Source organism: Pseudonocardia sp. 73-21, assembly GCF_001899645.1.
GTDB lineage: Bacteria > Actinomycetota > Actinomycetes > Mycobacteriales > Pseudonocardiaceae > Pseudonocardia.
The window spans coordinates 115,677-139,462 of the sequence record NZ_MKVV01000091.1 but is presented as its reverse complement, the minus strand read 5'-3'; the positions used below and the strand labels follow the sequence as shown (position 1 = coordinate 139,462).

Annotated in this window: 22 protein-coding genes and 1 pseudogene; 12 read left to right on the top strand and 11 right to left on the bottom strand. The window is 71.5% G+C overall.

Going from position 1 to position 23,786, the window contains the following annotated elements:
* Window positions 1–65: 65 nt before the first annotated feature.
* The 5 genes from BGP03_RS28510 to BGP03_RS28490 all read right to left on the bottom strand — a co-directional run bounded on the left by BGP03_RS28510 (window position 66) and on the right by BGP03_RS28490 (window position 5,509).
* Entirely contained in the window at window positions 66–1,553 is a 1,488-nt protein-coding gene (locus BGP03_RS28510; protein WP_298799059.1) for a long-chain-fatty-acid--CoA ligase, read from the bottom strand.
* A gap of 132 nt (window positions 1,554–1,685) precedes the next feature.
* The gene (locus tag BGP03_RS28505) at window positions 1,686–2,867 is read right to left on the bottom strand and encodes an acyl-CoA dehydrogenase family protein (RefSeq protein WP_296368230.1); all 1,182 of its coding nucleotides are present in this window, start codon (window positions 2,865–2,867) and stop codon (window positions 1,686–1,688) included.
* Between the two features lie 49 nt (window positions 2,868–2,916).
* Entirely contained in the window at window positions 2,917–3,783 is an 867-nt protein-coding gene (locus tag BGP03_RS28500; protein WP_298799058.1) for a 3-hydroxyacyl-CoA dehydrogenase NAD-binding domain-containing protein, read from the bottom strand.
* Entirely contained in the window at window positions 3,780–4,736 is a 957-nt protein-coding gene (locus tag BGP03_RS28495) for an alpha/beta hydrolase (protein WP_296368226.1), read from the bottom strand. The genes BGP03_RS28500 and BGP03_RS28495 overlap by 4 nt, the downstream gene beginning before the upstream one ends.
* A complete protein-coding gene (locus BGP03_RS28490; protein ID WP_296368223.1) occupies window positions 4,733–5,509 on the bottom strand; it encodes a nuclear transport factor 2 family protein in 777 nt (258 codons plus the stop codon). Before BGP03_RS28490 ends, BGP03_RS28495 begins: the two co-directional genes overlap by 4 nt.
* A gap of 101 nt (window positions 5,510–5,610) precedes the next feature.
* Here BGP03_RS28490 and BGP03_RS28485 point away from each other — a divergent pair, with 101 nt between their 5' ends.
* Both BGP03_RS28485 and BGP03_RS28480 read left to right on the top strand, forming a co-directional pair.
* Complete coding sequence (locus BGP03_RS28485) at window positions 5,611–6,792, top strand: LLM class flavin-dependent oxidoreductase (protein ID WP_296368547.1); 1,182 nt, start codon at window positions 5,611–5,613, stop codon at window positions 6,790–6,792.
* Window positions 6,792–7,550 (top strand): SDR family oxidoreductase, encoded by a 759-nt coding sequence (locus BGP03_RS28480; protein ID WP_298799057.1) that lies wholly within the window; start codon window positions 6,792–6,794, stop codon window positions 7,548–7,550. Before BGP03_RS28485 ends, BGP03_RS28480 begins: the two co-directional genes overlap by 1 nt.
* A gap of 51 nt (window positions 7,551–7,601) precedes the next feature.
* On the opposite strand, the gene BGP03_RS28475 is transcribed toward BGP03_RS28480, so the two are convergent.
* Window positions 7,602–9,200: an NAD(P)/FAD-dependent oxidoreductase gene (locus BGP03_RS28475; protein ID WP_298799056.1), complete on the bottom strand. Its 1,599-nt coding sequence runs from the start codon at window positions 9,198–9,200 to the stop codon at window positions 7,602–7,604.
* A 46-nt stretch (window positions 9,201–9,246) separates the two neighbouring features.
* Between BGP03_RS28475 and BGP03_RS28470 the strand changes: the two genes are divergently transcribed.
* The 5 genes from BGP03_RS28470 to BGP03_RS28450 are packed head-to-tail and all read left to right on the top strand — an operon-like array spanning window position 9,247 to window position 13,533.
* On the top strand, window positions 9,247–9,864 hold the full coding sequence (locus BGP03_RS28470; protein ID WP_298799055.1) for a TMEM175 family protein: 618 nt from the start codon (window positions 9,247–9,249) through the stop codon (window positions 9,862–9,864).
* Between the two features lie 59 nt (window positions 9,865–9,923).
* The gene (locus tag BGP03_RS28465; protein ID WP_298799054.1) at window positions 9,924–10,814 is read left to right on the top strand and encodes an enoyl-CoA hydratase-related protein; all 891 of its coding nucleotides are present in this window, start codon (window positions 9,924–9,926) and stop codon (window positions 10,812–10,814) included.
* Window positions 10,815–10,869: 55 nt separating this feature from the next.
* Window positions 10,870–12,489 (top strand): class I adenylate-forming enzyme family protein, encoded by a 1,620-nt coding sequence (locus tag BGP03_RS28460; protein WP_298799053.1) that lies wholly within the window; start codon window positions 10,870–10,872, stop codon window positions 12,487–12,489.
* Complete coding sequence (locus tag BGP03_RS36090; protein ID WP_363094648.1) at window positions 12,486–12,746, top strand: hypothetical protein; 261 nt, start codon at window positions 12,486–12,488, stop codon at window positions 12,744–12,746. Before BGP03_RS28460 ends, BGP03_RS36090 begins: the two co-directional genes overlap by 4 nt.
* A 22-nt stretch (window positions 12,747–12,768) precedes the next feature.
* Window positions 12,769–13,533 carry an SDR family oxidoreductase gene (locus BGP03_RS28450; RefSeq protein ID WP_296368210.1) on the top strand — a complete coding sequence of 255 codons (765 nt, stop codon included), beginning with the start codon at window positions 12,769–12,771 and terminating at the stop codon, window positions 13,531–13,533.
* 123 nt (window positions 13,534–13,656) lie between these two features.
* On the opposite strand, the pseudogene BGP03_RS28445 reads toward BGP03_RS28450, so the two are convergent.
* Window positions 13,657–13,818, bottom strand: a pseudogene (locus BGP03_RS28445) (AMP-binding protein); the annotation flags it as partial.
* 153 nt (window positions 13,819–13,971) lie between these two features.
* Here BGP03_RS28445 and BGP03_RS28440 point away from each other — a divergent pair.
* A complete protein-coding gene (locus BGP03_RS28440) occupies window positions 13,972–14,310 on the top strand; it encodes a hypothetical protein (protein ID WP_296368209.1) in 339 nt (112 codons plus the stop codon).
* 46 nt (window positions 14,311–14,356) lie between these two features.
* Here BGP03_RS28440 and BGP03_RS28435 read toward each other — a convergent pair whose 3' ends face one another.
* Complete coding sequence (locus BGP03_RS28435) at window positions 14,357–15,562, bottom strand: hypothetical protein (RefSeq protein ID WP_298799052.1); 1,206 nt, start codon at window positions 15,560–15,562, stop codon at window positions 14,357–14,359.
* A gap of 97 nt (window positions 15,563–15,659) precedes the next feature.
* On the opposite strand from BGP03_RS28435, the gene BGP03_RS28430 reads away from it, so the two are divergent.
* Window positions 15,660–16,520 (top strand): DMT family transporter, encoded by an 861-nt coding sequence (locus BGP03_RS28430; RefSeq protein ID WP_298799051.1) that lies wholly within the window; start codon window positions 15,660–15,662, stop codon window positions 16,518–16,520.
* Between the two features lie 84 nt (window positions 16,521–16,604).
* Here BGP03_RS28430 and BGP03_RS28425 read toward each other — a convergent pair whose 3' ends face one another.
* Complete coding sequence (locus tag BGP03_RS28425) at window positions 16,605–17,759, bottom strand: hypothetical protein (protein ID WP_296368204.1); 1,155 nt, start codon at window positions 17,757–17,759, stop codon at window positions 16,605–16,607.
* 109 nt (window positions 17,760–17,868) lie between these two features.
* On the opposite strand from BGP03_RS28425, the gene BGP03_RS28420 reads away from it, so the two are divergent.
* The 3 genes from BGP03_RS28420 (at window position 17,869) to BGP03_RS28410 (ending at window position 21,635) form a co-directional block, all read left to right on the top strand.
* Window positions 17,869–18,807, top strand: a complete 939-nt coding sequence (locus BGP03_RS28420) for a cytochrome c oxidase assembly protein (protein WP_296368203.1) — start codon at window positions 17,869–17,871, stop codon at window positions 18,805–18,807.
* A gap of 132 nt (window positions 18,808–18,939) precedes the next feature.
* Window positions 18,940–20,865: a 3-oxoacyl-[acyl-carrier-protein] synthase III C-terminal domain-containing protein gene (locus BGP03_RS28415; protein WP_298799050.1), complete on the top strand. Its 1,926-nt coding sequence runs from the start codon at window positions 18,940–18,942 to the stop codon at window positions 20,863–20,865.
* Between the two features lie 8 nt (window positions 20,866–20,873).
* Window positions 20,874–21,635: a 3-oxoacyl-ACP reductase family protein gene (locus tag BGP03_RS28410; protein WP_298799049.1), complete on the top strand. Its 762-nt coding sequence runs from the start codon at window positions 20,874–20,876 to the stop codon at window positions 21,633–21,635.
* Window positions 21,636–21,684: 49 nt separating this feature from the next.
* Here BGP03_RS28410 and BGP03_RS28405 read toward each other — a convergent pair whose 3' ends face one another.
* On the bottom strand, window positions 21,685–23,322 hold the full coding sequence (locus BGP03_RS28405) for a cation acetate symporter (RefSeq protein WP_296368198.1): 1,638 nt from the start codon (window positions 23,320–23,322) through the stop codon (window positions 21,685–21,687).
* The gene (locus tag BGP03_RS28400; protein WP_296368196.1) at window positions 23,319–23,675 is read right to left on the bottom strand and encodes a DUF485 domain-containing protein; all 357 of its coding nucleotides are present in this window, start codon (window positions 23,673–23,675) and stop codon (window positions 23,319–23,321) included. Before BGP03_RS28400 ends, BGP03_RS28405 begins: the two co-directional genes overlap by 4 nt.
* Window positions 23,676–23,786 lie beyond the last annotated feature (111 nt).

Below are 23,786 nucleotides of genomic sequence, written 5' to 3'. Positions count from 1 at the left end.
GCCTGACGGCCGGCGCGACCCCAGCGGCAGCCCGAGTTCGCGCCCTGTGGACAACTTCTCCACGTTCAGGAGCCGGCTCTGAGGATCTTCTTCAGCAGTTTGCCGCTCGCGTTGCGCGGCAGGCTCTCCCTGAACTCCACCACCGTGGGGCACTTGTAGCGCGCCAGGCGCTCCCTCGCGTGGGCGATCAACTCCTCCGGGGTGGGCTGCGTTCCCTCCGCCGCGACCACCACCGCCTTCACCGTCTCTCCCCAGCGCTCGCTGGGGATGCCGATCACCGCGACGTCGGCCACGGCGGGGTGGCCGGCCAGCGCGTTCTCCACCTCGGCGGGGTAGATGTTCTCGCCGCCCGAGATGATCATGTCCTTGATCCGGTCGTGCAGGAACAGGTAGCCGTCCGCGTCGGTGTAGGCGGCGTCGCCGGTGCGCAGCCAGCCGTCCGCGGTGAGCGTGGCGGCCGACTCCTCGGGGCGGTGCCAGTAGCCGGGCGTGTTCTGGCCCGAGCGCACCCAGATCTCCCCCACCTCGCCCACCCCCGGGGGCGAGCCGGTGATCGGGTCGTGCACCACCACCTCGTGCCACGGCAGCGGCCGGCCGACCGAACGGAGGAGCCCGGCACGGGGACCTCCCGGGTCGTGGTCCTCGGGGGCCAGGGCGGTGACGCTGCCCGCCGTCTCCGTCATGCCGTAGACACCCATGAACGCGCAGCTCAGGGTGCTGATCGCGCGCAGCAGCAGGGCCTCGGTCATCGGGGCGCCGCCGTAGGCGATCACCTCGAGGCTCGACAGGTCGGCGCCCGCCGCGCCGTCGAGCAGCAGCTTGACGACGGCCGGCACGAAGAACGCATGCGTGACGCGGTGCCGCCCGATCGCGCGCACCATCGCGACCGGGTCGACCTCGGCCATCAGCACGGTGTGCGCGCCCTGCCCCATCGCCGTCAGGGCATAGCCGGTGCCGCCGATGTGGAACAGCGGCGAGGCCAGCAGGTTCACCGAGTCCGCGCTCATCCGGTAGGACTCGCGGCCCATGCGCGGGGTGAACATCAGGTTGGCGTGGGTGAGCCGGGCGCCCTTGGGCACCCCGGTGGTGCCGGAGCTGTAGAGCTGCAGGACCACGTCGTCGGGCGCGACGGCGACCTCCGGCGGGGTGCCCGGCAGGCCGTCGATCCAGACCTCGTAGCCGGTGTCGAGGTCCACCGCCCCGTCGACGAGCGACGCCGGCAGCAGGGGGCGCTGGTCGGTGCCGGCGAGCACCAGCGCGGGCTCCGCGTCCGCCACGATCGCGGCGATCTCCGGCGGCGCGAGCCGCCAGTTCAGCGCCACCAGCACCGCGCCCGCCCGGGCCGCCCCGAAGAGCAGCTCGAAGAACTCGGACCGGTTCTTCGTCAGCACCGCGACGCGTTCACCGGGGCGCACCCCGTCCCGGACCAGCGCGTGCGCCACCTGCGAGCTGCGGCGGTCGAGGGCGCCGAACGTCAGCGTGGTCTCGCCGCAGGTGATGGCCGGCCGCTCGGTGCCGAGCGCGACCAGCTTCGCGAGCAGATCCTCGAGCACGACTGACTCCTCCCCTGCCGGCATTCTGGCCTCGTTCATCGGGCGTCCGCGCCGGGAGCCCACCTCGGTAGTTCTCCGCAGGCCAGGCCTCGGGCCTCGTTGGTCAGCGCACTTCCGGTCGGGGAGCCCACTTCAGTAACTCTTGGGCAGGCCCAGGCTGTGCTGGGCGACGTGGTTGAGCACCATCTCCTTGCTCACCGGCGCGGTGCGGAACATCCGCGCGGTGAACCACAGGTCGCTCAGGCCGTACTCGTTCGACAGGCCGTTGCCGCCGTGGATCTGGATGGCGTGGTCGAGTGCGGCGACGGCCGCCTCACCCGCGGAGTATTTCGCGATGTTGGCCGCCTCCCCCGCCTCGGCCCCGGCGTCGGCGAGCTGCGCCGCGTGCTGGGTCATCAGCCGGGAGAGCTGCACCTCGATGTAGGCCTTGGCCAGCGGGTGCGCGATGCCCTGGTGGGCGCCGATGGGCGTGGACCAGACCGTGCGCTCGCTCGCGTACCGCGCGCCTCGCTTGATCGCGTAGCGGCCGATGCCGTTGGCCTGCGCCGCCGCGGTGACGCGCTCGGGGTTGAGGCCGGCGAACATCGCCTTGAGCCCCGCGCCCTCCGCGCCGACGATGCCGTCCGCGGGCACCGGAACGTCGTCGTAGAACGTCGTGAACTGGTTCTCCGGGATCTGCAACGCCGAGTCGATCTTCTGCCAGGACAGGCCCGGGGCGTCGGTCGGGATCAGGAACAGCGAGGGCTTGCCGCTCGCCACGTCCTTGGCGACGACGAGCACCGCGTCGGCCTCGTCGATGCCCGACGTCCAGTACTTCTGGCCCCGCAGCCGCCAGCCCCTATCGGCGTGCTCCCCTGATTCATCGCGATGGGCCGTGGTGGTGATGTTGTGGGTGTTCGTGCCCGCGTCGGGCTCGGTGATCGCGAAGCAGACCTTCTTGGTGCCGTCGGCGATGCCGGGCAGCCACTTCTGCTTCTGCGCAGGCGTGCCGTGCGCCACCAGCAGCGATCCGGCGATGGCCGGGGAGATCACCAGCATGAACATCGGGCAGCCCTGGGCCGCGGTCTCCTCGATGACGAGCGCGAGATCCTCCAGCCCGCCCCCGCCGCCGCCGTACTCCTCGGGCAGGTGCACCCCGAGGAACCCGTTCTTGCCCATGTCCGCCCACAGCGCGTCGGGCTTCTCGCCCTTGCGCGTCACGTCCTGGAAGTACTCGCGCCCGTAGCCGCCCACGAGCTTGCCGACCGCGTCGCGCAGGGCACGGCGCTCGTCGGTCTCGGTGAGCAGCGCGTCGCGCACCTGTCCGTCGGCCACTTCGCCTCCTACTAGTCAACGCCAATGTTGATACCGGACGTGGCCGACGTCAAGCGGTCCAGTCGAAGAACCCGCGCCCGGTCTTGCGGCCAAGGTCGCCGCGCTCCACCAGCTGCTCCAGGACGGCCGGTGGGGCGTAGGCCTCGCCGTAGATCCCGGACAGGTTCCGGGCGATGTCGAGCCGCACGTCGAGGCCGACGATGTCCGAGAGGTGCAGCGGGCCGATGGGGTGCCCGTAGGCGAGCACGGCGGCCCGGTCGATGTCCTCGGCGCTGGCCACGCCCTGCTCCAGCATCCGCATGGCCTCGAACGCGGCGATGTTGTCCAGGCGGCTCGTGGCGAAGCCCGGCACGTTGCGGACGAGGATCGACTCCTTGCCGATCGCGACGGCCGCGGCCCGCGCCGCGGCGATCGCCGCCTCCGACGTCGCCTCCCCGCGGACGATCTCCACCAGCGGCAGCGACCAGACCGGGTTGAAGAAGTGCATGCCCAGGAACGCCTCCGGACGCGCCAGCGCCCCGGCGAGCTCGTCGATCGACAGCGCGCTCGTGTTGGACGCGAGCAGCGCCGGCACCCGCGCCTCGGCGGCGGCCAGCACGTCGAGCTTGAGGGCCTGACGCTCGGGCACGGTCTCGATCACGAGGTCGAGACCCTCGGGGAGCCCGTCCACCGTGTCGGTCACGCTCAGCAGCCCGTCCAGCGCGTCGGCCCGGGCGGCGTCGAGCTTGCCCCGCTCCACCCCGCGGCGGGCCCGCACCTGCAGCGATCCGACCAGCCCGGCGGCCCGCCCACCGTCCGGCTCGACGACGGTGGTGGGAACGCCGGCGGTGGCGAAGACGTAGGCGATCCCGGCCCCCATGGTGCCGCCCCCGACCACCCCCACCCCGTTGATCAAGGCGTTGATGTCGCTGTTCATGATCCACTCACGACATCTGCTCCTTGACCAACGCCGTGGAGTACGCGGCGCAGGACCTCCGCCACGTTCGCCGCCAGGTCCCGTCCCGCCTGCAGTTCCCCGGCCATCCAGAAGAAGCCGTGGACCGTGCCGGGCCACTCCAGGAGCGCGACGGGTACACCGTCGGCGCGCAGGCGCTCCGCGTAGGCCACGCCCTCGTCCCGCAGGGGGTCGAAACCGGCCACCGCGATGGTCGCGGGCGGCAGGTCGCGGAGATGGTCCGCGCGCAGTGGTGACGCGTACGGATCGGCGGCATCGGCCGCGTAGTGCGACCCGAACCAGGCCATCGACCCCGCCGTGAGCAGATACCCCGTGCCGTTCGACTCCCGCGACGGGTAGGAGCCGCCCTGGTCGAGCACCGGGTACAGCAGCACCTGGTGGGCGATGTCCGGGCCGCCCTCGTCGCGCAGCACGAGCGCGGTGGCCGCCGCCAGGTTGCCGCCGGCGCTGTCACCCATCAGCGCGATCCGCCCACCGTCGGCGCCGATCTCGGCCGCATGCGAGGCCAGCCAGCGGGTGGCGGCGACGCAGTCGCGCAGCGGCGCCGGGAACGGGTTCTCGGGTGCGAGCCGGTACTCCACCGACACGACGACGCACCCCGACGCGAGCGCGAGCGTGCGGCACGGCCGGTCCGCCGCCGCGATGCTGCCGCCGACCCAGCCACCCCCGTGGAAGTGCGCGACCAGCGGCAGGACCGCACCCGGCTCGGGGTGGTAGACGCGAGCGGGGAGCCGCCCCGTATCACCCGCCACGAGCACGTCCCTCGTGGAGATCTCGGCCTTCTCCTCCTGCATCCAGCGCCCGCCCTCGATGGCGCTGCGGGCGCGCAGCACGCCGCCGAGCTCCTCGTAGGGCTTCATGCCCATCTCGTCCAGGCGGGCGAGCAGGTCGGCGGCATCCGGGTCGAGGCTCATGCGCGGACCGCCCGGCGCAGGCCGACGCGGTCCCGTACGGCCCGTCCGGTGACCGTCCCGTCGGCACCGGCGGTGACCATCCCGACCACCGACATCGACGCCTCCCGACCCTCCGCGCCGTCGGTCCCGGGCAGGCCGCCGAGGTAGCGCCCGGTCTGCACGACCTGGAACGCCACGCGGTCGCCCGCGGAGAACAGCTCCCCGACCGCGACGCCCGTGACGTCGAGCAGCGGGGGCGTCGGCTGCCCGGTCCAGCCGTCGTCGACGACGAGCCCGTCCAGCGAGCCCCTCTCCAGCCAGGTGCGCACCGTGGCCTCGGCGGCCGGGTCGGCCGCCTGCGGGAGGGCCGCCCACGGCGCCGGCGCCGGACTCTCGACCGGATCGCTGACCCGCTCGGCGAGCTGACGACGCCGGGAGTGGTAGTCCTCCTCGGTGACGTTGCGCGTGAGCCGCTCGCCGTCCCAGAAGAACAGCCCGATGCCGCCCCAGGCCGCCGGCGCCATGTCGTCGGCCTCCGACGGGCCGTGCTCGGTGAAGCGCATGGCGACGCGGTCGCCGTCGGTGAACAGGTCCTGCACCGAGAGCAGCAGACCCGGGAAGCGGTGCAGCTGGGCGAGCGTGCCGGGGATGTAGGCGTCCTCGCGGCCGGCGAGCGTGTGGCCACCGATGAGGATCGAGTAGTCCTCGGCCATGATCCCGGCGCACGCGTCGACGTCGGCGCGTCCCAGCCAGTCGAGGGCGAAGCGCCGCATCAGTCCGACGAGTGGGTCCATCGATCCAGCCTAGCGCTGATCGTCAACTCCAACGTTGACAGGCTCGTGTGAACCGTGGTCACAATCACAGGACACCGTCAAAGGAGACCCCCGTGGCCCGTATGCGTTTCGGCATCTTCCTGCCCCCGCACCACGTCCCGGTCGGGCAGAACCCGACCTACTCCCTGCAGCGCGACGTCGAGCTCGTCCAGATGCTCGACCGCATGGGCTTCGACGAGGCCTGGTTCGGCGAGCACCACTCCTGCGGCGTCGAGCCGATCGGCGACCCGCTCATGTTCATCGCCCACGTCGCCCAGGTCACGAAGAACATCAAGCTCGGGGCCGGCGTGCTCTCGCTGCCGTACCACAACCCGTTCCTGGTGGCGGACCGGTTGATCCTGCTCGACCACCTCACCCGCGGCCGCGCCATGATGGGCGTCGGCCCCGGCGCGCTGGCCACCGACGCGCAGATGCTCGGCCTCGACCCCGCCGACGCCCGCGCCGCGCTGGAGACCGACGTCGACGTCCTCATGCACCTGCTGCGCAGCGACGAGCCCATCAGCATCGACACCGGCCGCTACAAGCTGGTCGAGGCCCGCCTGCAGATGGACGCCTACTCCGACCCGCACCCCGAGATCGCCACCGCCGCCATCGTCTCGCCGTCCGGGCCGCGCCTGGTCGGCAAGCACGGCCTCGGGATGATCTCCATCGGCGCCACCATGAGCCAGGAGGGCTTCGACGCCCTGGGCATGCACTGGTCGGTCGTCGAGGAGCGGGCCAAGGAGTTCGGGCAGGACGTCAACCGCGAGGGCTGGCGCCTCGTCGGCCCCATGCACATCGCCGACACCAAGGACCAGGCGATCAAGGACGTCGCCTACGGCATCGACGCCTGGTTCGACTACCTCCAGCACACCGCCGCCGCCCCCCAGCTGGGCGTCATGGGCGAGAACACCAAGGAACGCATCGACTTCGTCATCGAGTCCGGTATGGGCATCATCGGCACGGCCGCCGACGCGATCACCCAGATCGAGCGGCTCGAGGAGCAGAGCCAGGGCGGGTTCGGCGCCTACCTCATGTTCGCCCACAACTGGGCGCCGTGGGAGGAGACCCAGCACCACTACCACCTGTTCGCCAACCACGTGATGCCCGTGTTCAAGAAGACCACCAAGCGGCTGCTCGCCAACGAGGCCTGGACCCGCTCGGTGCGCGACCCGCTGGCCGCCAAGCAGTGGGACGCCATCAACGCGTTCACCGCCAAGCACCAGGCCGAGCAGGAGGCGAAGACCCAGGGATCGATGAGCTGATGGCCCCGCCCTCCTTCCAGCTCGCCGGCGTCGCCCTGGTCACCGGCGCCGCAGGCGGCATCGGGGCCCGCGTGGCGCTCGGGCTGGCCGAGTTCGGGGCCGACGTCGCCTGCCTCGACGTCGTGAGCAGCGAGAAGACCGCCGCCGCGATCCAGGAGATCGGACGCCGGGCGGTCGCGATCACCGCGGACGTGTCCGACACCGCACAGGTGGCCGACGCCGTCGCTCGCACGCAGGACGCTCTCGGGCCGCTTCGCTACGCGGCGAACTGCGCGGGTATCCACTCCAACGCCCCCGCGGAGACGATGGGGCGCGACCAGTGGCAGCGGCTGCTGGACGTCAACCTCACCGGCGTCTTCACGTGCTGCCAGGCGGAAGGGGCCGCGATGCTGGCGAACGGGGGCGGGTCGATCGTCAACATCGGGTCGATCTCCGCGGTGATCGCCAACCGCGGGCTCGCGCAGGTGCACTACAACTCCGCGAAGGCGGGCGTGCTGCACCTGACCACGAGCCTCGCGCTGGAGTGGGCAGCCCGCGGGATCCGCGTCAACGCCGTCAGCCCCGGTTACACGGCGACGCCGATGGCCAAGCACCCCGACGTGTGGGAGCACGTCAAGGCCTACGCCGACGACATCCCGCTGGGGCGCCTCGCGGAGACCGACGAGCTGGTGGGACCGACGGTGTTCCTCCTCGGCGAGGCGGCGTCCTACGTGACCGGCACGAACCTGATGGTCGACGGCGGCGCGACCGCCTGGTGACCGGCGTTCGGCACGGTCGACGGTGACCGCGCCGAACGCCTGGCCGGTGGGTCAGACCCTCGCCCGGACCGCGCTGAAGTCCAGCCCGTCGTAGCCGTCGGCCACGACCTTCTCCAGGATCCGGCGGTAGCCGCGCACCCCACCGACGTAGGGCATGAACACGCGCGGCTTGCCCTCGATCTCGTCGCCCATGTAGTAGGACTTCGCCCTCGGGTAGAGCGTGGCGTCGGCGCGCTCGTTGACGTGCGCAACCCAGCCCGCCTCGGCCTCGGCGGTGGCCTCCACCAGGTCGGCGCCCTGCTCGCGCATGTGCGTGAGCAGCTCCGCCAGCCAGTCGACGTGCTGCTCGATCGACAGCAGCACGTTCGACAGCAGCGACGGGCTGCCCGGCCCGGCGATCACGAAGAGGTTCGGGAAGCCGCGGGTGAACAGCCCGAGGTAGGTCTGCGGGCCCGCGACCCAGTGCTCGCGCAGCGACCGGCCGTCGCGGCCGATGATCTCCGGCCGCAGCAGGGAGCCGGTCATGGCGTCGAAGCCGGTGGCGAACACCAGCACGTCCAGGTCGTGGTGACCCGACCCGGTGTCGATGCCCGTGGGCGTCACACGTTCGATCGGGTCGGTGCGCACGTCCACCAGCGTCACGTTGTCGCGGTTGAACGTCGGGTAGTAGTCGCTGTCCACCGAGGGGCGCTTGGTGCCGAACGGGAAGCCGCGCGGGATCAGCTTCTCGCGGATCTCCGGGTCGTCGACCTGCGCGCCGATCTTCTCGCGGATGAACTCCGACGCCGTGTCGTTCGCGGCCTCGTCGAGGATGAGGTCGTAGTAGGCGAGGATGAAGCCGAAGCCCATGCGCTCCCATGCGGCCTCGTAGGTGGCGCGCCGCTCCTCGGGCGTCACCTCCAGCGCCGAGAACCTGCTGGGCTTGAACCCCAGGCCGCTCGGGGAGTTGCGGGCCGCCTCGCGCCGCTCCGCGTAGTGCGCCTTGACCTCGGCGTCGGTGGCGTCGTCGATCGGCGCGTTGGACGCGGGGATGCTGAAGTTGGGCGTGCGCTGGAAGACCGTGAGGTGCGCGGCCTGCTTCGCCACCACCGGCGTCATCTGCATGCCCGACGAGCCGGTGCCGATGATGCCGACGCGCTGTCCGTCGAGGTCGACGCCCTCGTGCGGCCACTGCGCGGTGTGCAGGATCCGGCCGGTGAAACTGCTCTGCCCGGGGAACTCGGGCGCCTTCGTGGTGGACAGGTTGCCCACGGCCATCACGAGGTACTGCCCCGACCAGTGCTCGCCGTTCTCGGTGGTGACCCGCCAGCGGGCGCCCTCGAACTCCGCCCGGGTCACGCGCCGGTTGAGGTGGACGTCGCGGCGCAGGTCGAACCGCTCGACCACGTGGTCGATGTAGCGCAGGATCTCCGGCTGGGTGGCGTAGCGCTCGCTCCAGCGCCACTCCTGCTGCAGCTCGTCGGAGAAGCCGAACGAGTAGTCGTAGCTCTCGACGTCGCAGCGCGCGCCGGGGTAGCGGTTCCAGTTCCAGACGCCGCCGATCCCGTCGCCGGCCTCCAGGGCCGCGACCGAGAGGCCGAGCTCGCGCATCGTGTGCAGCGTCCGCAGCCCGGCGAAGCCCGCCCCGATCACCAGCACGTCCACGTTCATGTCCGTCAACATATCCGTTGATATCGATGATCGCTAGGGTGCGCCGGTGACCGACGACCGCGCCGCACAGGGCCTCGACCGGCTGGCCGCGTTCAGCGACGGCGTGTTCGCCATCGCCATCACGCTGCTCGTCCTCCCGCTGGCCGACGCCGAGATCGACCCCGGGCACGTCGGGGAGAGCCTGGCCGCGCTGGCCCCGCGCGGGCTCACCTTCGCGTTGAGCTTCGCGGTGATCGGGCGCTACTGGCTGGTGCACCACGACAACGTCCGCGCCCTCGTCCGCTCCGACCGGGGCCTGCTCGTGCTCAACCTCGCGTTCCTGTTCTGCATCGCGTTCATGCCGTTCCCGACGTCCGTCCTCGGCGGCACCGACGGCGGCACGGCCGCGACGGTGCTCTACGCCGTCACGATCATCGCGACGAGCGTCGCCGCGGCCGCCCTGTGGTGGTACGCGACGTTCCACCGGAAGCTCGTCGACCCGGAGGTCCACTCCGACGCCCACGCCCGGGAGGCGATCACCGGCTCCCTCTCCGCGGCCGTCGCGTTCCTGCCGTCCATCCCGCTGGCGTTCATCGACCCGACCTGGGCGAAGTACTCCTGGCTCCTCGCGGTACCGCTGGGCTTCCTCGCCGACCGCTTCCCACGCCGCCGCGTATCAACGTAGCTGTTGATGACATCGCCGTCCGTGTCTAGGGTGAGGCGCAGCCGACGGAAGAGGACGACGTGGACCTCGAGCACCTCATCTACGAGAAGGAGGGTCGGATCGCGACCCTCACCCTGAACCGGCCGGATCGTGGCAACGCGCTGTGCCGCAAGTTGCGCGACGAGCTCGATCTGGTGCTCGACGACCTCGACTCCGACGACGACACGCGCGTGCTGATCGTCAAGAGCAACGGCAAGAACTTCTGCACCGGCTACGACCTCACCGAGTGGGGCTACCTCTGGGGCACCGGCGAGCCGTCGCGGCCCGAGGACGCGCGCCCGCACCGGCGCAACCCGATCTTCTCCCGCCGTGAGTTCCACGAGTCGCGCGAGCGCTGGATGCGGCTGTGGCGCATCCGCCAGGCCACGATCGGCGTCGTCAAGGGTGCGTGCGTGGCGGGCGGGCTCGACCTCGCCGGCGTGCTCGACATCGTGTTCACCGCCGAGGACGCGACCTTCGGCCAGCCCGAGGCCCGCACCATGGGCGAGATCCACGTGTTCGGCATGTGGCCGATCCACCTGGGCATGCGCAAGACCAAGGAGTGGCTGTTCAGCGGCGACTCGATGACCGGCGTCGAGGCCGCCGAGCTCGGCCTGGCCAACCGGGCCGTCCCCGCCGACGAGGTGGAGGCCGTCGCCCGCGCCTACGCCGAGCGCATCTCCCACGTGCCGCTGGAGATGCTCTACGCGCACAAGGAGTCCACCAACCGCTGGTGGGACGCCATGGGCATCGCCTCGGCCATCGCCGCCGCCAACGACGCCGACGCGATGGCCATCGCCGGGCCGGCCATGCAGGACTTCGAGCGGATCCAGAAGGAGAAGGGCGTACGAGCGGCGGTGGAGGACCGCGACGAGCCGTTCTCGCACCACCGCACGTACTGGGAGGCCTACAAGGCGTCGAAAGGTGGCTGAGGTGGCCGCACCGGATGACAGCAAAGCCACTTTGCGGCCACCACACGACAGCAAAGTGGCTTTCCTGGCACCCGTCGCGGAGCGGCAGGCCGCCCTCGAGGCCCGGTTCCCCGTCTGGGTGCCCCGGCGGCTCGACCAGGTGCTCGACCTCGTCGCCGCCGAGTTCCCGGACCGGCCGCTGGTGGTCACCGACGAGCGCACCTGGACCTACCGCGAGATCCGGGAGTGGTCGGTGCGCATCGCCGGCGGGCTGGCGGCGGCCGGGGTGCGGCCCCGCGAGCACGTCGCGCTGGTGATGGCCAACTACGTGGAGTTCGTGGCCGCCAGGTTCGGGATCTCCCGGGCCGGCTGCGTGTGCGTGCCGGTGAACGTCCTCAACCGGCGCGACGAGCTGGGTTACGTGCTGCGCCAGTCGAACGCGGTCGCGCTGATCACGATGGACCGGTTCCGCGACCTCGACTACCTGTCGTTCCTCGACGAGCTGCGCTCCTCGCTCGGGGAGCTGCGTACGGTGATCGTCCGGGACGACCTGGCGACGCTGACCGGCAGCCCCGTGGCGGACGTGCCCACGGGCCCGGACGACGTCGCCGACATCCTCTACACCTCCGGCACCACCGGCGAGCCCAAGGGCGTGCTGCTCACCCACGACATGCTGCTGCGCACCGCCTACGGCAGCGCGTACGGCCGGGCGTTCCAGGACGGGCGGCGGATCACGTTCTCGCTGCCGATGTACCACGTCTACGGCTACGTCGAGGGTCTGCTGGCGGCGCTGTTCGTGGGCGGCGCGATCATCCCGCAGCCGGCGTTCTCCCCCACCGCCACGCTGGAGGCGATCGCGCGCCACCGCGCCGACGACGCCCTGTTCATCCCGACGATGACACTGGCGGTGCTCGACGCCGCTGCGCAGATCGGGGCCGGTCCCACCACGCTGACCAGCGCGATCTCCTCGGGCGGCATCTCCCCCACCGGCCTGTGGGACCGGATCCACACCGAGTGGGCCGGCGTCGAGCTGACCACCGGGTACGGCATGAGCGAGGTGACGGCGTCGAGCACGGTGACCCGCCCCGACGACCCGCCGGAGAAGCGCCTCACCACCAACGGCCGGCTGCGCGACGTGGGCGTCGCCGGGGGTGGGAAGCACCTCGTCGACTACCGCGTGGTCGACGTCGTGACCCGGGCCGACGTCGCCCCCGGAGAGATCGGCGAGCTGCTCGCGAGCGGCCCCGGCGTCACGGCCGGGTACTACGACAAGCCGGACGAGACCGCCCTCGCGTTCTCCGACGGGCCCGGCTGGATCCGCACCGGCGATCTCGGCCGGATCGACACCGACGGGTACCTGACGCTCGTCGGCCGGGTGAAGGAGTGCTACCGCTGCGGCGGCGAGCAGGTGATGCCCAAGGAGGTGGAGGACGTCCTCACCGGTCACCCCTCGGTCGCGCAGGCGCACGTGGTGCCGCTGAGCGACGACCGGATGGGCGAGGTCGGGGTGGCGTGGATCGTCGGTCGCGGCGACGTCGACCCGGCCCAGCTGATCAGCTGGTGCGCCGGGCGACTGGCGCGGTTCAAGGTGCCCCGCCACGTGCTGACCATCGACGCCGCCGACATCCCGGTCACCCCCAGCGGACGACCGCGGAAGTTCCTGTTGGCGCAACGAGCGGCAGCGGAGCTGCGATGAGCACCGCGATCGTCGCCGGGGCGGCGCGCGGTATCGGGGCCGCCGTCGAGGAGGCGGGCTCGGCGGCCGTCGCGCAGGTCGCCGAGCGCCGCGGCGTGGACCTCGACGCGATGGCGGCCGTGCGCGTCACCGCGATCCCGGTCGACCGCGCGGGTACCACCGAGCACATCGCGCACCCCGTGTTCTTCTCCGCCGACGAGCGCTCCGGGTTCGTCTCCGGCCGGGTGCTCTCCGTCGCCGGCGGACCGTTCGGCTGACCCCACACGAAAGGCTCTTCCCATGGACCTGTTCGACCTCAGCGGCAAGGTCGCCGTCGTCACGGGCGGCGCCCGCGGCATCGGCCAGATGATCGCGGCCGGCCTGCTGCAGGCCGGCGCCACCGTCTACGTCACCTCGCGTCGGCCCGCCGACGCCGCGGTCGCCGAGCTCGGGACGTTCGGGAAGGTGGAGGCGATCGCCGCCGACCTGTCCCAGGAGCAGGAGTGCGTGCGGCTGGCGGCCGAGCTGGGCGAGCGCGAGCCGGGCGGCGTGCACATCCTCGTCAACAACGCGGGCGCCGCCTGGGGTGCGCCGATCGAGGACTTCCCGGCGTCGGGCTGGGACAAGGTGCTGGACCTCAACCTCAAGAGCCCGTTCTTCCTCACCCGCGCGTTCCTCCCGCTGCTGGAGGCCGCCGCCACCACCGACGACCCGGCCCGCGTGATCAACGTCGGCAGCATCGACGGCATGCGCGTCCCGGAGTTCGACAACTTCAGCTACACCGCCAGCAAGGCCGGCGTGCACCAGATGACGCGCGTGCTGGCGAAGAAGCTCGGCCCGCGGGGGATCACCGTCAACGCCATCGCGCCGGGCCCGTTCCCGACGAAGATGATGGCCGCGCTGCTCGAGGAGGCGGGTGACGAGATGGCCGCCAGCTCGCCGCTCGGCCGCATCGGCCGGGCCGAGGACATGGCCGGGGCCGCGGTCTACCTGTCGAGCCGGGCCGGGGCGTGGATCACGGGCGTGATCCTCCCGGTGGACGGCGGCATCTGGACCACCCTCTAGACGCCCTCGGCGGCGAGCTCGCGGAGGCGGAACTTCTGCACCTTGCCCGTCGGCGTCCTCGGGAGCTCGTCCACCAGCAGCAGGTGCACGGGGTACTTCTGCCTCGCGATGCAGCACCAGCGCCTCCCACCAGTTCGGCAGCTGCGACGACACCACGTCACCCCGCCCGACACCGAGCCGGCGCAGGCCCGCCACCGCCCGGGCGACCCGGTCGAGCAGCTCGCGGTAGGTGAGCCGGACCGACCCGTCCACCACCGCGAACCGGTCCGGCGGCGCGGCGTCCACGTAGCCGTCGAGCAGCCGACCGTCCCAGGCCCCGCTGCGGCGGTGGCGAGCGGCCTCACCGGTGTGGCCGGCCGGGAAAGGTGTCACGATGCACAGCCTCCGCCGCACCGGGTGCACGCGTCACCACGCGTGTGGATCGAATCGAGGACCCCGATGACCACCGTGACCGACGACGAGATGCGGGCGCTCATGCCCACCGCCCGCGCCTACACCACCGTCATCCTGCGCACCGGGCCGCGCCGCGACCAGCCCGGTGCCGACGCGATCGTCTGGGAGCACGGTCGCCGGAACTTCGAGCTGCGCGCCGACGGCGTCCTGGCCGTGGTCTGCCCGGTCACCGACGACACCGAGGTCTGCGGCATCGGGATCTTCACCACCGACCCCGCCGAGACGGCCCGGATCATGGACGGCGACCCGGGCGTCGTGGCCGGGGTGTTCGTCTACGACGTGCACCCGTGCCGCAGCTTCGCCGGCGACGGCCTCCCGGCATGACGGCGGGCCGCGACCGGGTCGGGTCGCGGCCCGTCGTCTCCGGGGGTCAGCTCGTCAGGTCGTAGACGGTCTGGCCGCCCACGGTGGTGGCCGTGTAGTTCGCCGCCACCCACGTCGCGATCTGCGAGGACGTGCTGTCGCTGCTCCCACCGGGGCCGCCCTCCTGGCCGCCGCCGATGTAGTAGTGGATCGCACCGGAGGCGACGTCGGCCTGGAACTGCTCCAGCGTCACCGCCGGGTCCGAGCCGCTCCAGCCGCCCAGCGACATCAGCGAAGTGCCGGTGGCCAGCTCGAGCGACGCCGCGCTCTGCGACGTGCCGACCGCCGCCGTCCAGGTGTTGTCGGTGGCCTTGAGCAGCGCGGTCAGCTCGGTGCTGGTGGTCGCGCCGCCGCCCCCCATGCCGCCGCCGAAGGTCGCTCCGGCGGGCGGGGAGGGACGCTCGCCTCCGCCGGGCGGGGTCCCCGTGCCGCCGCTCCCACCTCCGCCGCCCATGCCGCTCGCCACCGTCCCGACGCCCGGGATGCTGCCGGTGTGCGCGCCGGCCGCGGTGGCCACGCCGTAGGCGGCCGTGCCGGCGATGGCCGCCACCAGCGCGGTGACGACGGTGGCCCGCGCCAGCCGCCGGGCCCCGACCAGGATCCCGACCACCGCGACGGCGGTGACGGGTGCGAACACCCAGCGCACCCAGGCGAACGTCTCCGTCGAGGACGCCAGCAGCACGAAGCTCCAGGCCCCGGTGGCCGCCACCATCAGGGCGAGCCAGATCGTCGCCCCACGCCTCCACAGCTCGGCCCCGCCGATCGCCACCAGCGCCGCGATCCCGGGCGCCAGCGCCACCGTGTAGTACGGGTGGATCGTGCCGCTCATGAAGCTGAACACGAGCCCGGTGACCAGCGTCCAGCCGCCCCACAGCAGCATCGACGCACGCAGCCGGTCGGTGCGGGCGGACCGTCGCGCGATCCACAGCCCCGCCACCAGCGCGATCAGTGCAGCCGGCAGCAGCCAGGAGACCTCCAGCCCCATCTCGGAGGTGACCAGCCGGAGGATGCCGGTGGCGCCCCCGAAGCCGCCGTTGGTCCCGCCGCCGAAGCCGCCGCCCCCGCCGCCGTTGCCGGAACCGCCGAACAGCCGGCCGATGCCGTTGTAGCCCAGCGCCAGCTCCAGCAGGGAGTTGGTCGTGGAACCGCCGATGTAGGGGCGGTCCGCCGCGGGCCACAGCTCGACGAGTGCGATGAACCAGCCCGGGTCCACGATGGGGGCTGTCCTGTCGTGTCCCTGTGCGGTTCTTGTGCGCCCCCTGTGGCCACGTCGCCTACAACGCGGATCGGCGACCCTCTACCGTGGAGCCGTGCAACATCCCGCTGTGGCGATCGGCGTCGCCCTCGCCTCGGCCGGTTGCTACGCCGTGGCCGCCGTCCTGCAGCAGCGCGAGGCGTCGCGGCACGCGTCGGACGCCGAGATCAGCGGGCTCGCACTGTTCGGTCGGCTGGTCCGGCGGTCCCGCTGGTGGGTCGCGGTGTCGGCCACCGTCGTCGGCGCGCTGCTGCACCTCGTCGCCCTGCGCTTCGGCCCGTTGACGCTCGTGCAACCGCTCGGGGTGTCCGCGCTCGTGCTGGCGCTGCCGCTGGGCGCGTGGCTCGTCGGGCGCACCGTCACGCGCGGGGAGTGGGCCGCGGCGGGCGCCGTCGCGCTCGGGCTGCTGGCCATCCTGTCGCTGGCCCCGCACCACGCCCGGCCACCGGAGGTGTCCGACGCCGCGCTGGGCATGGCCGTCGGCGGCTGCGCGCTGGTCGTCGGCCTGATGGTCCTGGTCAGCTCGTTCTTCGGCCACCGCGCGGGCTCCGTGCTGCGGGCGGCGGCGTCGGCCATCCTGTTCGGGCTGGCCTCGGCCATGGCCCGGCTGCTCGTCGCCGGGTCGGGTCCGTGGGTGCTCGCCGCCCTGACGTGCGCGGCCGCCGCCGTCGCGGGCATGGTGCTGATCCAGATGGCCTACCGCGACGGCGGCCTGGGCGCCCCCCTCGCCACCTGCACGCTGGTGGACCCGCTCTCGGCGTCGGTGCTCGGCGTGGTCCTGCTGGGCGAGGTCGTGCGCGCCACGCCGCTGGAGGCGGTGCTCGGTGTCGTCGGGCTCGCCCTCACCGCGGCGGGCCTCACCGTGCTGTCCCGCCACGCCCACAAGCCCCTGCCGGCGCCCGTACCCGTGCCCTAGGGCCCAGGGCCGGCCTGACCGGGCCAAGGAGGGTGCTGAAGAATCCGGCCGTAGCGCAGTAGGCCCGAGTTCTTCAGGGCGCTCCTAGCGGGCGTACCAGGCGAACCAGTCGCGGCTCGTCGGCGTGAGGTAGTGCGCCGGGTCCACCTTCTCGGCCGGGAACAGCCGGAACCCCTGCGGCGCGGCGCCGGGCCGGTCGTGGAAGTAGGTGCCGCTGACCCAGTTCGGGTTGATGTCGAGTTCCATGCCGCGCACCACGCCCGCGTCCTGCAGGATCCGGCCCAGCGTGCACACCGACAGCGCCGGTCCGCCGACGTAGACCTCGACGCCCGTGGCCGTCACCCCGAACCCGGAGCGGTGGACGTAGGCGGCCTGCCCGATGGTGGAACCCCACTCCTTCGTGCCGCCGGTGGCGCACGTGGGGTTGACCTGCCCGCCGTCGACGAGCGGGAGCAGGTTCTGTCGCACGCTCACCACTCCCGGCGCCATGCGCACCTCCCGGTTCCAGGCGCCGACGTCGGCGGTGCCGTCCGCCCGCAGGACCAGGCTCGCCACGCCGTCCACCAGCGGTTTCACCGGGCGTCCCTCGGCGTAGTAGCCGGGATGGCTGGGGTCGGTGAGGCGGAAGCCGCCGTTGAAAGCCGCCACGACGTCGGCCTGCTGGGCGCCGACCAGCGACGTGGACGTCCTCCAGGACCCGCCGGGATCGAGCGTGCCCGGGTGCAGCTGGCCGCGCACCAGCGTCGGGTCCATCCGCATGACGCCCACCACGAACGACGTGTGCTGGGCGTCCGGGCGCACCGACGCCACCTGCACCGCCGGGCGCCCCTTCACGGTGACGACGGTCTGCCACACGCCCTCCCCGGGCAGCTGGGCGCCGCCGGCGAGCGGGGGCATGGCCACCGAGGGCAGCCGCTCCGACCCGCCGACCCCCGGCGCCACGCCGCCGGCCGTCGGGATGCCGCCCTGCGGGACGCCGCCCACCGCGGGCTTGTCGCTCTCGTACTGGATCTGCTCGAGCCAGGTGACGACGGGCCCGAACCCGTGGTCGCGTCCCCACTCCGCCAGCTTCGCCGCGAGGCCGTCCGACCCCGGGACGCGCAGCGCGTCGAGGACGACGCCACCCGTTCCGGCGAGCACGACCGCCACGACGAGGGCCAGCGCGATCCACGGTCCGCGACGACGGCGCCGGATCGTCGGCACCTCGGTCGGCTCGTCGTGGTGATCCAGAATGGCCATGCACCGACAGTAATGCGACCCGGGTTGAATCCCGGAATCGCCTGTACGGGCAATGAAGCGGCACATCGCCCATTTCAGCGGGGGAATGGGCACGCGTACCGTTCGTCCTGTGCTCACGCTCGCCATGACCACTCCGCTCACCACGCTCCGCGTGTTCACCGCGTGGCGGGCCGAGCCCGGCGTACTGGCGACCGCGGTCGTCCTGGGTGGCGCCTACGCCGCGGCCGTCGCGCGCACCCGGCGGGCCGGACGTCCGTGGCCCCGGGTGCGCATCGCGTGCTGGACCGCCGGGATCGCCACGATCCTGCTGGTCGGCTGCTCATTCCTCGGTGTCTACGACGACACCCTGTTCTGGGTGCGCGCGGTGCAGAACATCGTCCTGCTCATGGTCGTGCCGCTGCTGCTGGCCCTCGGGGCCCCGATCCTGCTGCTGCGCGACCTGCTGCCGGCCCGCGTCCGGGCCCCGCTGGGCCGGGTGCTGCGCAGCCCCTTCGCCCGTTTCGTGACCTTCCCGCTCGTCATCACCGTCCTGCTCGTCGTCCCGATGATGGTGCTCTATCTCAGCCCGCTCTACGAGCTCACCCTGCGCAGTTCCGTGGCCTCGGCCGTGAGCGGATTCGTACTGGCTCTCGTCGGTTTCGGCTATTTCTGGACTCGTTTCCGGCTCGATCCCACCCCCCGCACCGATCCGTACGGCGTCACGATCTGGATCACGGTGGTCGAGATGATCGGCGACGCGGCGCTCGGCGTGGTCCTGTGGCTCGGACCGCTCGTCGCCGCCGGCTTCTACGGCGCCCTGACGCGCGACTGGGGACCGAGCCTGCGCACCGACCAGACGCTCGGTGCCGGCGTGCTGTGGATCGGCGGCGACGTCGCGGGTCTGCCGTTCATCGGCATCGTGCTGTCGCGCATGACGAAGGAGGACGAGGTCCGCGCGGCCGAGATCGACGTCGAGCTCGACGCGGTCGCCGCCGCCGAGCCCGACGAGCCCCCGCGGCTGTGGTGGCAGGACGTCCCCGAGATCGCGGACCGGTTCCACCAGAAATAGAACCGACGAGTAGAACTCATCAGTAGAACTCCGCAGTAGAACTCCGTAGTAGAACTCCGTAGTAGAACTCGCCGGTAGCGGGAAACCACGCTCACATTACGATCACGGCGTCCAGCCACTATGTTCACTGGCATGAAGCCGTTCGTCCTCAACGCACACGGCCACCTGGTCTTCCCGGCAAATTTCCTCGGCGAGCTCGATTTCTCCGTCCTCGACACCCTCGATCAGTTCACCGCGGTGATCGGCCGCGATTTCGAGGCGAAAGCCCCTACCGGTACGGACCTTCTGACCCGGGTGGAGGCGGGCGCCTATCCGAGCAGGTTCGCGCTGCTGCGCGACCTCGGGCAGAACCTGTTCTGGGTCAACCGGTACCCCATGACGATGTTCGACAAGCGCCCCACGCGCTGGCGGGATCTGCCCCGCCACCGCGAGGACGTCTTCCTGCCCGTGCTCACGCCCTGGGTGGACGGTGAGAAGAAGGTGGCCGCCGTGGAGCGCGCCTACCGCGAGCTCGCCCCCACCTGGGAGGGTGGGGCGGAGGACCGGGTCTTCGCGCTGCTCTTCGACCTGTTCCGCAACAAGCTCCACCACGCCTCCGAACTGCCGGCGATCAAGCCGACGGTGGCCGAATTCGTCGCCCAGGGTGAATTGCTCACCTTCGTCGTGCCCGACCACGACCCGGACTATCCGGTATTCAGCCACCAGGAGATCCTGGACGTCGACGAATCGGTGCCCGAGCTCGAAGCACTGACCCGGTGGGCGATGGTGCTGCACAACCAGTACCCCTGGGACCGGTCCCGCACCGAACTGCGGCCGGCCCAGGCGATCGGCGACGACGATTTCGTGATCGCCCTTCATCCGCGCACCCGTGACGTGGCGGCATTCATCGACCGCGTGAAGTCGGGGGCCACACCGGTGCGGTCGTCCCGGTCGCCCGCGCCGGCCCGGCCGCCGGTGCGGCCCTATCCCCCGGTGAAGGTGCACGAGGCGTTCCGCGTGCAGCCGAGGATCGAGTCGCTGGCGGTGGTGCGCGGCGAGCACGTGTGCTCCAACGACGACGTCGTGCGCAACGCGAGCTTCTCCTGGTCGCCGATGAGCGCCGAGGAAATCCGCACCAAGACCGGCATCGACCAGCGCCGCTACACCGAGCACGAGATCGGTGACCTGGCGCTGGAGGCCGCCGTCGCCGCGCTGGAGCACGCCGGGCGCACGGCCGACGAGATCGGCGCGGTGCTCGTGGCCACCTGCACGAGCGAGCGGCTCATCCCGTCGCTGTCCACCTGGCTGTCGGGCGAGCTCGGCATGCTGCAGACGCACTGCTCGGCCGACATCGTCGCCGCCTGCGCGGGGCTGCCCTACGGCCTGGCCGAGGCCGTGCGGCAGCTGCAGGAGGTGGACCGGCCGGTGCTGCTGGTCTGCGTCGAGAAGTTCTCCGACAAGATCGGCGCCGTCCGCACCTCGCGGATGATCTTCGGGGACGGTGCGGCCGCGATGGTGGTGGCACCGGCACCCGCGGGCGAGGCCGGCGACGTCGAGATCCTGCAGACCTACGCCAGCGGGCCCGCGAGCCAGGTCAACTCGATCATCTGGCCCAACCCCGAGTTCGACAACGACATCACCGTCTACGGGCCCGAGGTCAAGGCCCTGGTCTCGCGTTACCTCGACCAGATGCTCGCCGAGCTCACCGACCTCGACCTGCTCGGGTCCATCGACCTCATCGTCCCGCACCAGGCCAACAAGACGATGATCCTGCAGCTCGCCGACAAGGCCGGGCTGTCGCACGACCAGCTCTACTTCAACATCGAGACGATGGGCAACGTCTCAGCGGCGTCCATCCCCATCGCGATCTTCGACGCGGTGCGCGACAAGGCCATCACCGGCCCCACGAAGGTGTTCGCACCGGGCTTCGGTGCGGGTGCGGTCGGCGGCTACGCCGTGCTGACCGTGGACCCGTCGATCGTGGCGCCCGAGGTCGTGCTCCCGACGCCCACCAGCCACCGCACCACCGTCCGGCCCACCACCACGAGCGACGACGTCCGCGTCGCGTTCGGCGAATAGGAGGACTCTTGACCGCGATCACCGACACCCACCCCGAGCAGCGCGTCGCCATCGTCACCGGCGGGGCCCGCGGCATCGGTGCCGCCATCACCACCACCCTCGCGAGGGCGGGCGTGCACGTCGCCGCCGGCTACAGCTCGAACTCCAAGGCCGCCGAGGAGCTGGCCGGCAAGCTGGGCGCCGAGGGCGCGTCGGTCTCGATCCACCAGGGCAACGTGGGCGAGCCCGCCGACTGCCAGCGTGTCGTCACCGAGGTGCTCGAGCAGCGCGGCCGCGTCGACTACCTGGTGAACAACGCCGGCATCACCGTCGACAAGACCGTCCGCAAGATGACGGTCGAGGACTGGCACGCGGTGCTGCGGATCAACCTCTCCGGCGCGTTCTACATGACCAAGGCCGTGCTCGACCACATGACCGGCAACGGCTTCGGCCGGATCGTCAACATCTCCTCGGTGATCGGGCAGACCGGCTCGGTGGGCCAGGCCAACTACGCCTCGTCGAAGGCGGGTCTGATCGGGTTCAGCAAGAGCCTCGCGCAGGAGGTGGCCCGCAAGGGCGTCACCGTCAACTGCGTGGCCCCCGGCTACATCGAGACCGAGATGGTGGCGGCGATCCCGCCGGAGGTGCTGGAGAAGCTCCTCAAGGGCGTGCCGGTCGGCCGCCTGGGCCAGGCCAGCGAGATCGCCCGCACCGTGCAGTTCCTGGTGGACGACGAGGCCGGCTACATCACCGGTTCCGTCATCTCCGTCAACGGCGGGCTGGACATGTGAGAGATGGGGGGCCGGCCGGCCCCCGCCGACCGGCCGGACCCCCACGCACTCAGTGGCTGACCGCCTTCTCCACCCCGACACCCGTGAGCGAGCGGACCTCCATCTCGGCGAACTTCCCGGCCGGAGGCTTCTCCTTGCTCAGGACGGTGCCGAGGTAGCCGAGCAGGAACGACAGCGGGATCGACACGAGGCCCGGGTTGTCGAGCGGGAACCAGTGGAAGTCCACGCCCTGCAGCATCGACGCGCTCTTGCCCGTCGCGGCGTCGACGGGCTTGCCCGACACCACCGGCGAGAACACGATCAGCACGATCGTGATGGCGAGACCGCCGTAGATGCTCCACAGCGCGCCCTGGGTGTTGAACCGCTTCCAGAACAGCGAGTAGAGGATCGTCGGCAGGTTGGCCGACGCGGCCACGGCGAACGCGAGCGCCACGAGGAACGCGATGTTCTGGCCGTTGGCCAGGATCCCGCCCACGATGGCGACGATGCCGATCACGACGGCCGTGATGCGGGCGACCTTGACCTCCTCGTTCGCCGCGCCCGGCTCGCCCTTCTTGATCACGTTGAGGTAGATGTCGTGCGCGAACGACGCCGACGCCGTGATCGTCAGGCCGGCGACCACCGCCAGGATCGTCGCGAACGCCACCGCCGCGATGATGCCCAGCAGCAGCGTGCCGCCGAGCTGGTAGGCCAGCAGCGGAGCCGCGGAGTTCGCCCCACCGGGCGCCTTCTTGATCGCGTCCGGGCCGACCAGCGCGCCGGCTCCGTAGCCGAGCACCAGCGTGAACAGGTAGAACAGGCCGATCAGCCAGATCGCCCAGACCACCGAGCGGCGGGCCTCCTTGGCCGTGGGCACGGTGTAGAAGCGCATCAGGATGTGCGGCAGGCCGGCGGTGCCGAGCACCAGGGCCAGGCCCAGGGAGACGAAGTCCAGCTTGCTGACGCCGGTCTTGCCGTACTGCTTGCCCGGGTTGAGCAGGGCCTCACCCGCGGCGCCGCCCTTGGCGACCGCGTCCCCGAGCAGGGCCGAGAAGTTGAACCCGTAGAGCGCCATCACCCAGACCGTCATGACCGCGGCGCCCGCGATGAGCAGCACCGCCTTGATGATCTGTACCCAGGTGGTGCCGCGCATGCCGCCGATGAGCACGTAGGCGATCATCACGACGCCGACGACCGCGATGACGATGCCCTGCTGGGTCTTGTCGGAGATGTCGAGGAGCAGGGCCACGAGCCCGCCCGCTCCCGCCATCTGGGCGAGCAGGTAGAAGAACGAGACGGCGAGCGTCGACGTCGCCGCGGCCGCGCGGACGGGCCGCTGGCGCATGCGGAACGCGAGGACGTCACCCATCGTGAACTTGCCGGTGTTGCGCAGCAGCTCCGCCACGAGCAGCAGGGCCACGAGCCACGCCACCAGGAAGCCGATGGAGTAGAGGAAGCCGTCGTAGCCGTTGAGCGCGATGGCCCCGGCGATGCCGAGGAACGAGGCCGCCGACAGGTAGTCGCCGGAGATCGCGATGCCGTTCTGGGGGCCGGAGAACCCGCCGCCCGCGGTGTAGAAGTCGGCCGCACCCGCCGTCCGGCGCCGGCTGACGTAGATCACGATGCCCAGCGTGATGGCGACGAAGACGCCGAAGATCACGATGTTGAGGATGGGGTTGCTTCCCTCGATGCCCGCGGCCAGCGTCACTTGCCGTCTCCCATCTCGTCACGCAGCTCCTGCGACAGCGGGTCGATCGTGCGGTCGGCCCACCGGACGTACCAGGTGGTGATCGCGAATGTCGACACGATCTGCAGCAAGCCGAAGATCAACCCGATGTTGATGTTGCCGAGGACCTTGACCGACATGAACCCGGGCGCGTAGCTGGCGAGCAGGACGTAGAGCAGGTACCAGACCAGGAACAGCCCCGTCACGGGGAACACGAAGTTGCGCAGCCTGCTGCGCAGCCGCTGGAACTCCGGCGACGACTGGACGGCGTCCCAGTCGTGCAGCTCCGTCCGGGCTTCGGTCGACTCCGGCGGTGGGGATTCGGTGGTGCTCACGGGTGCCTCCTTGCACAGAGCGGGAGCCCAGGAAAGGCGGTCCGCGGAGGCGGCGGAAGCGGCGCACGACACACCGTCGGGGTGGACGACCGGCGGTCGACGAACGGTCGG

Bases quoted from the DNA above. Each gene is read 5' to 3' on its own strand.
- BGP03_RS28450 (WP_296368210.1), top strand. From the start codon at position 12,769: ATGGACCTGTTCGACCTCAGCGGCAAGGTCGCCGTCGTCACGGGCGGC.
- BGP03_RS28500 (WP_298799058.1), bottom strand. From the start codon at position 3,783: ATGAACAGCGACATCAACGCCTTGATCAACGGGGTGGGGGTGGTCGGG.
- BGP03_RS28495 (WP_296368226.1), bottom strand. From the start codon at position 4,736: ATGAGCCTCGACCCGGATGCCGCCGACCTGCTCGCCCGCCTGGACGAG.
- BGP03_RS28425 (WP_296368204.1), bottom strand. From the start codon at position 17,759: ATGGCCATTCTGGATCACCACGACGAGCCGACCGAGGTGCCGACGATC.
- BGP03_RS28415 (WP_298799050.1), top strand. From the start codon at position 18,940: ATGAAGCCGTTCGTCCTCAACGCACACGGCCACCTGGTCTTCCCGGCA.
- BGP03_RS28490 (WP_296368223.1), bottom strand. From the start codon at position 5,509: ATGGACCCACTCGTCGGACTGATGCGGCGCTTCGCCCTCGACTGGCTG.
- BGP03_RS28440 (WP_296368209.1), top strand. From the start codon at position 13,972: ATGACCACCGTGACCGACGACGAGATGCGGGCGCTCATGCCCACCGCC.
- BGP03_RS28485 (WP_296368547.1), top strand. From the start codon at position 5,611: ATGCGTTTCGGCATCTTCCTGCCCCCGCACCACGTCCCGGTCGGGCAG.
- BGP03_RS36090 (WP_363094648.1), top strand. From the start codon at position 12,486: ATGAGCACCGCGATCGTCGCCGGGGCGGCGCGCGGTATCGGGGCCGCC.
- BGP03_RS28475 (WP_298799056.1), bottom strand. From the start codon at position 9,200: ATGAACGTGGACGTGCTGGTGATCGGGGCGGGCTTCGCCGGGCTGCGG.
- BGP03_RS28480 (WP_298799057.1), top strand. From the start codon at position 6,792: ATGGCCCCGCCCTCCTTCCAGCTCGCCGGCGTCGCCCTGGTCACCGGC.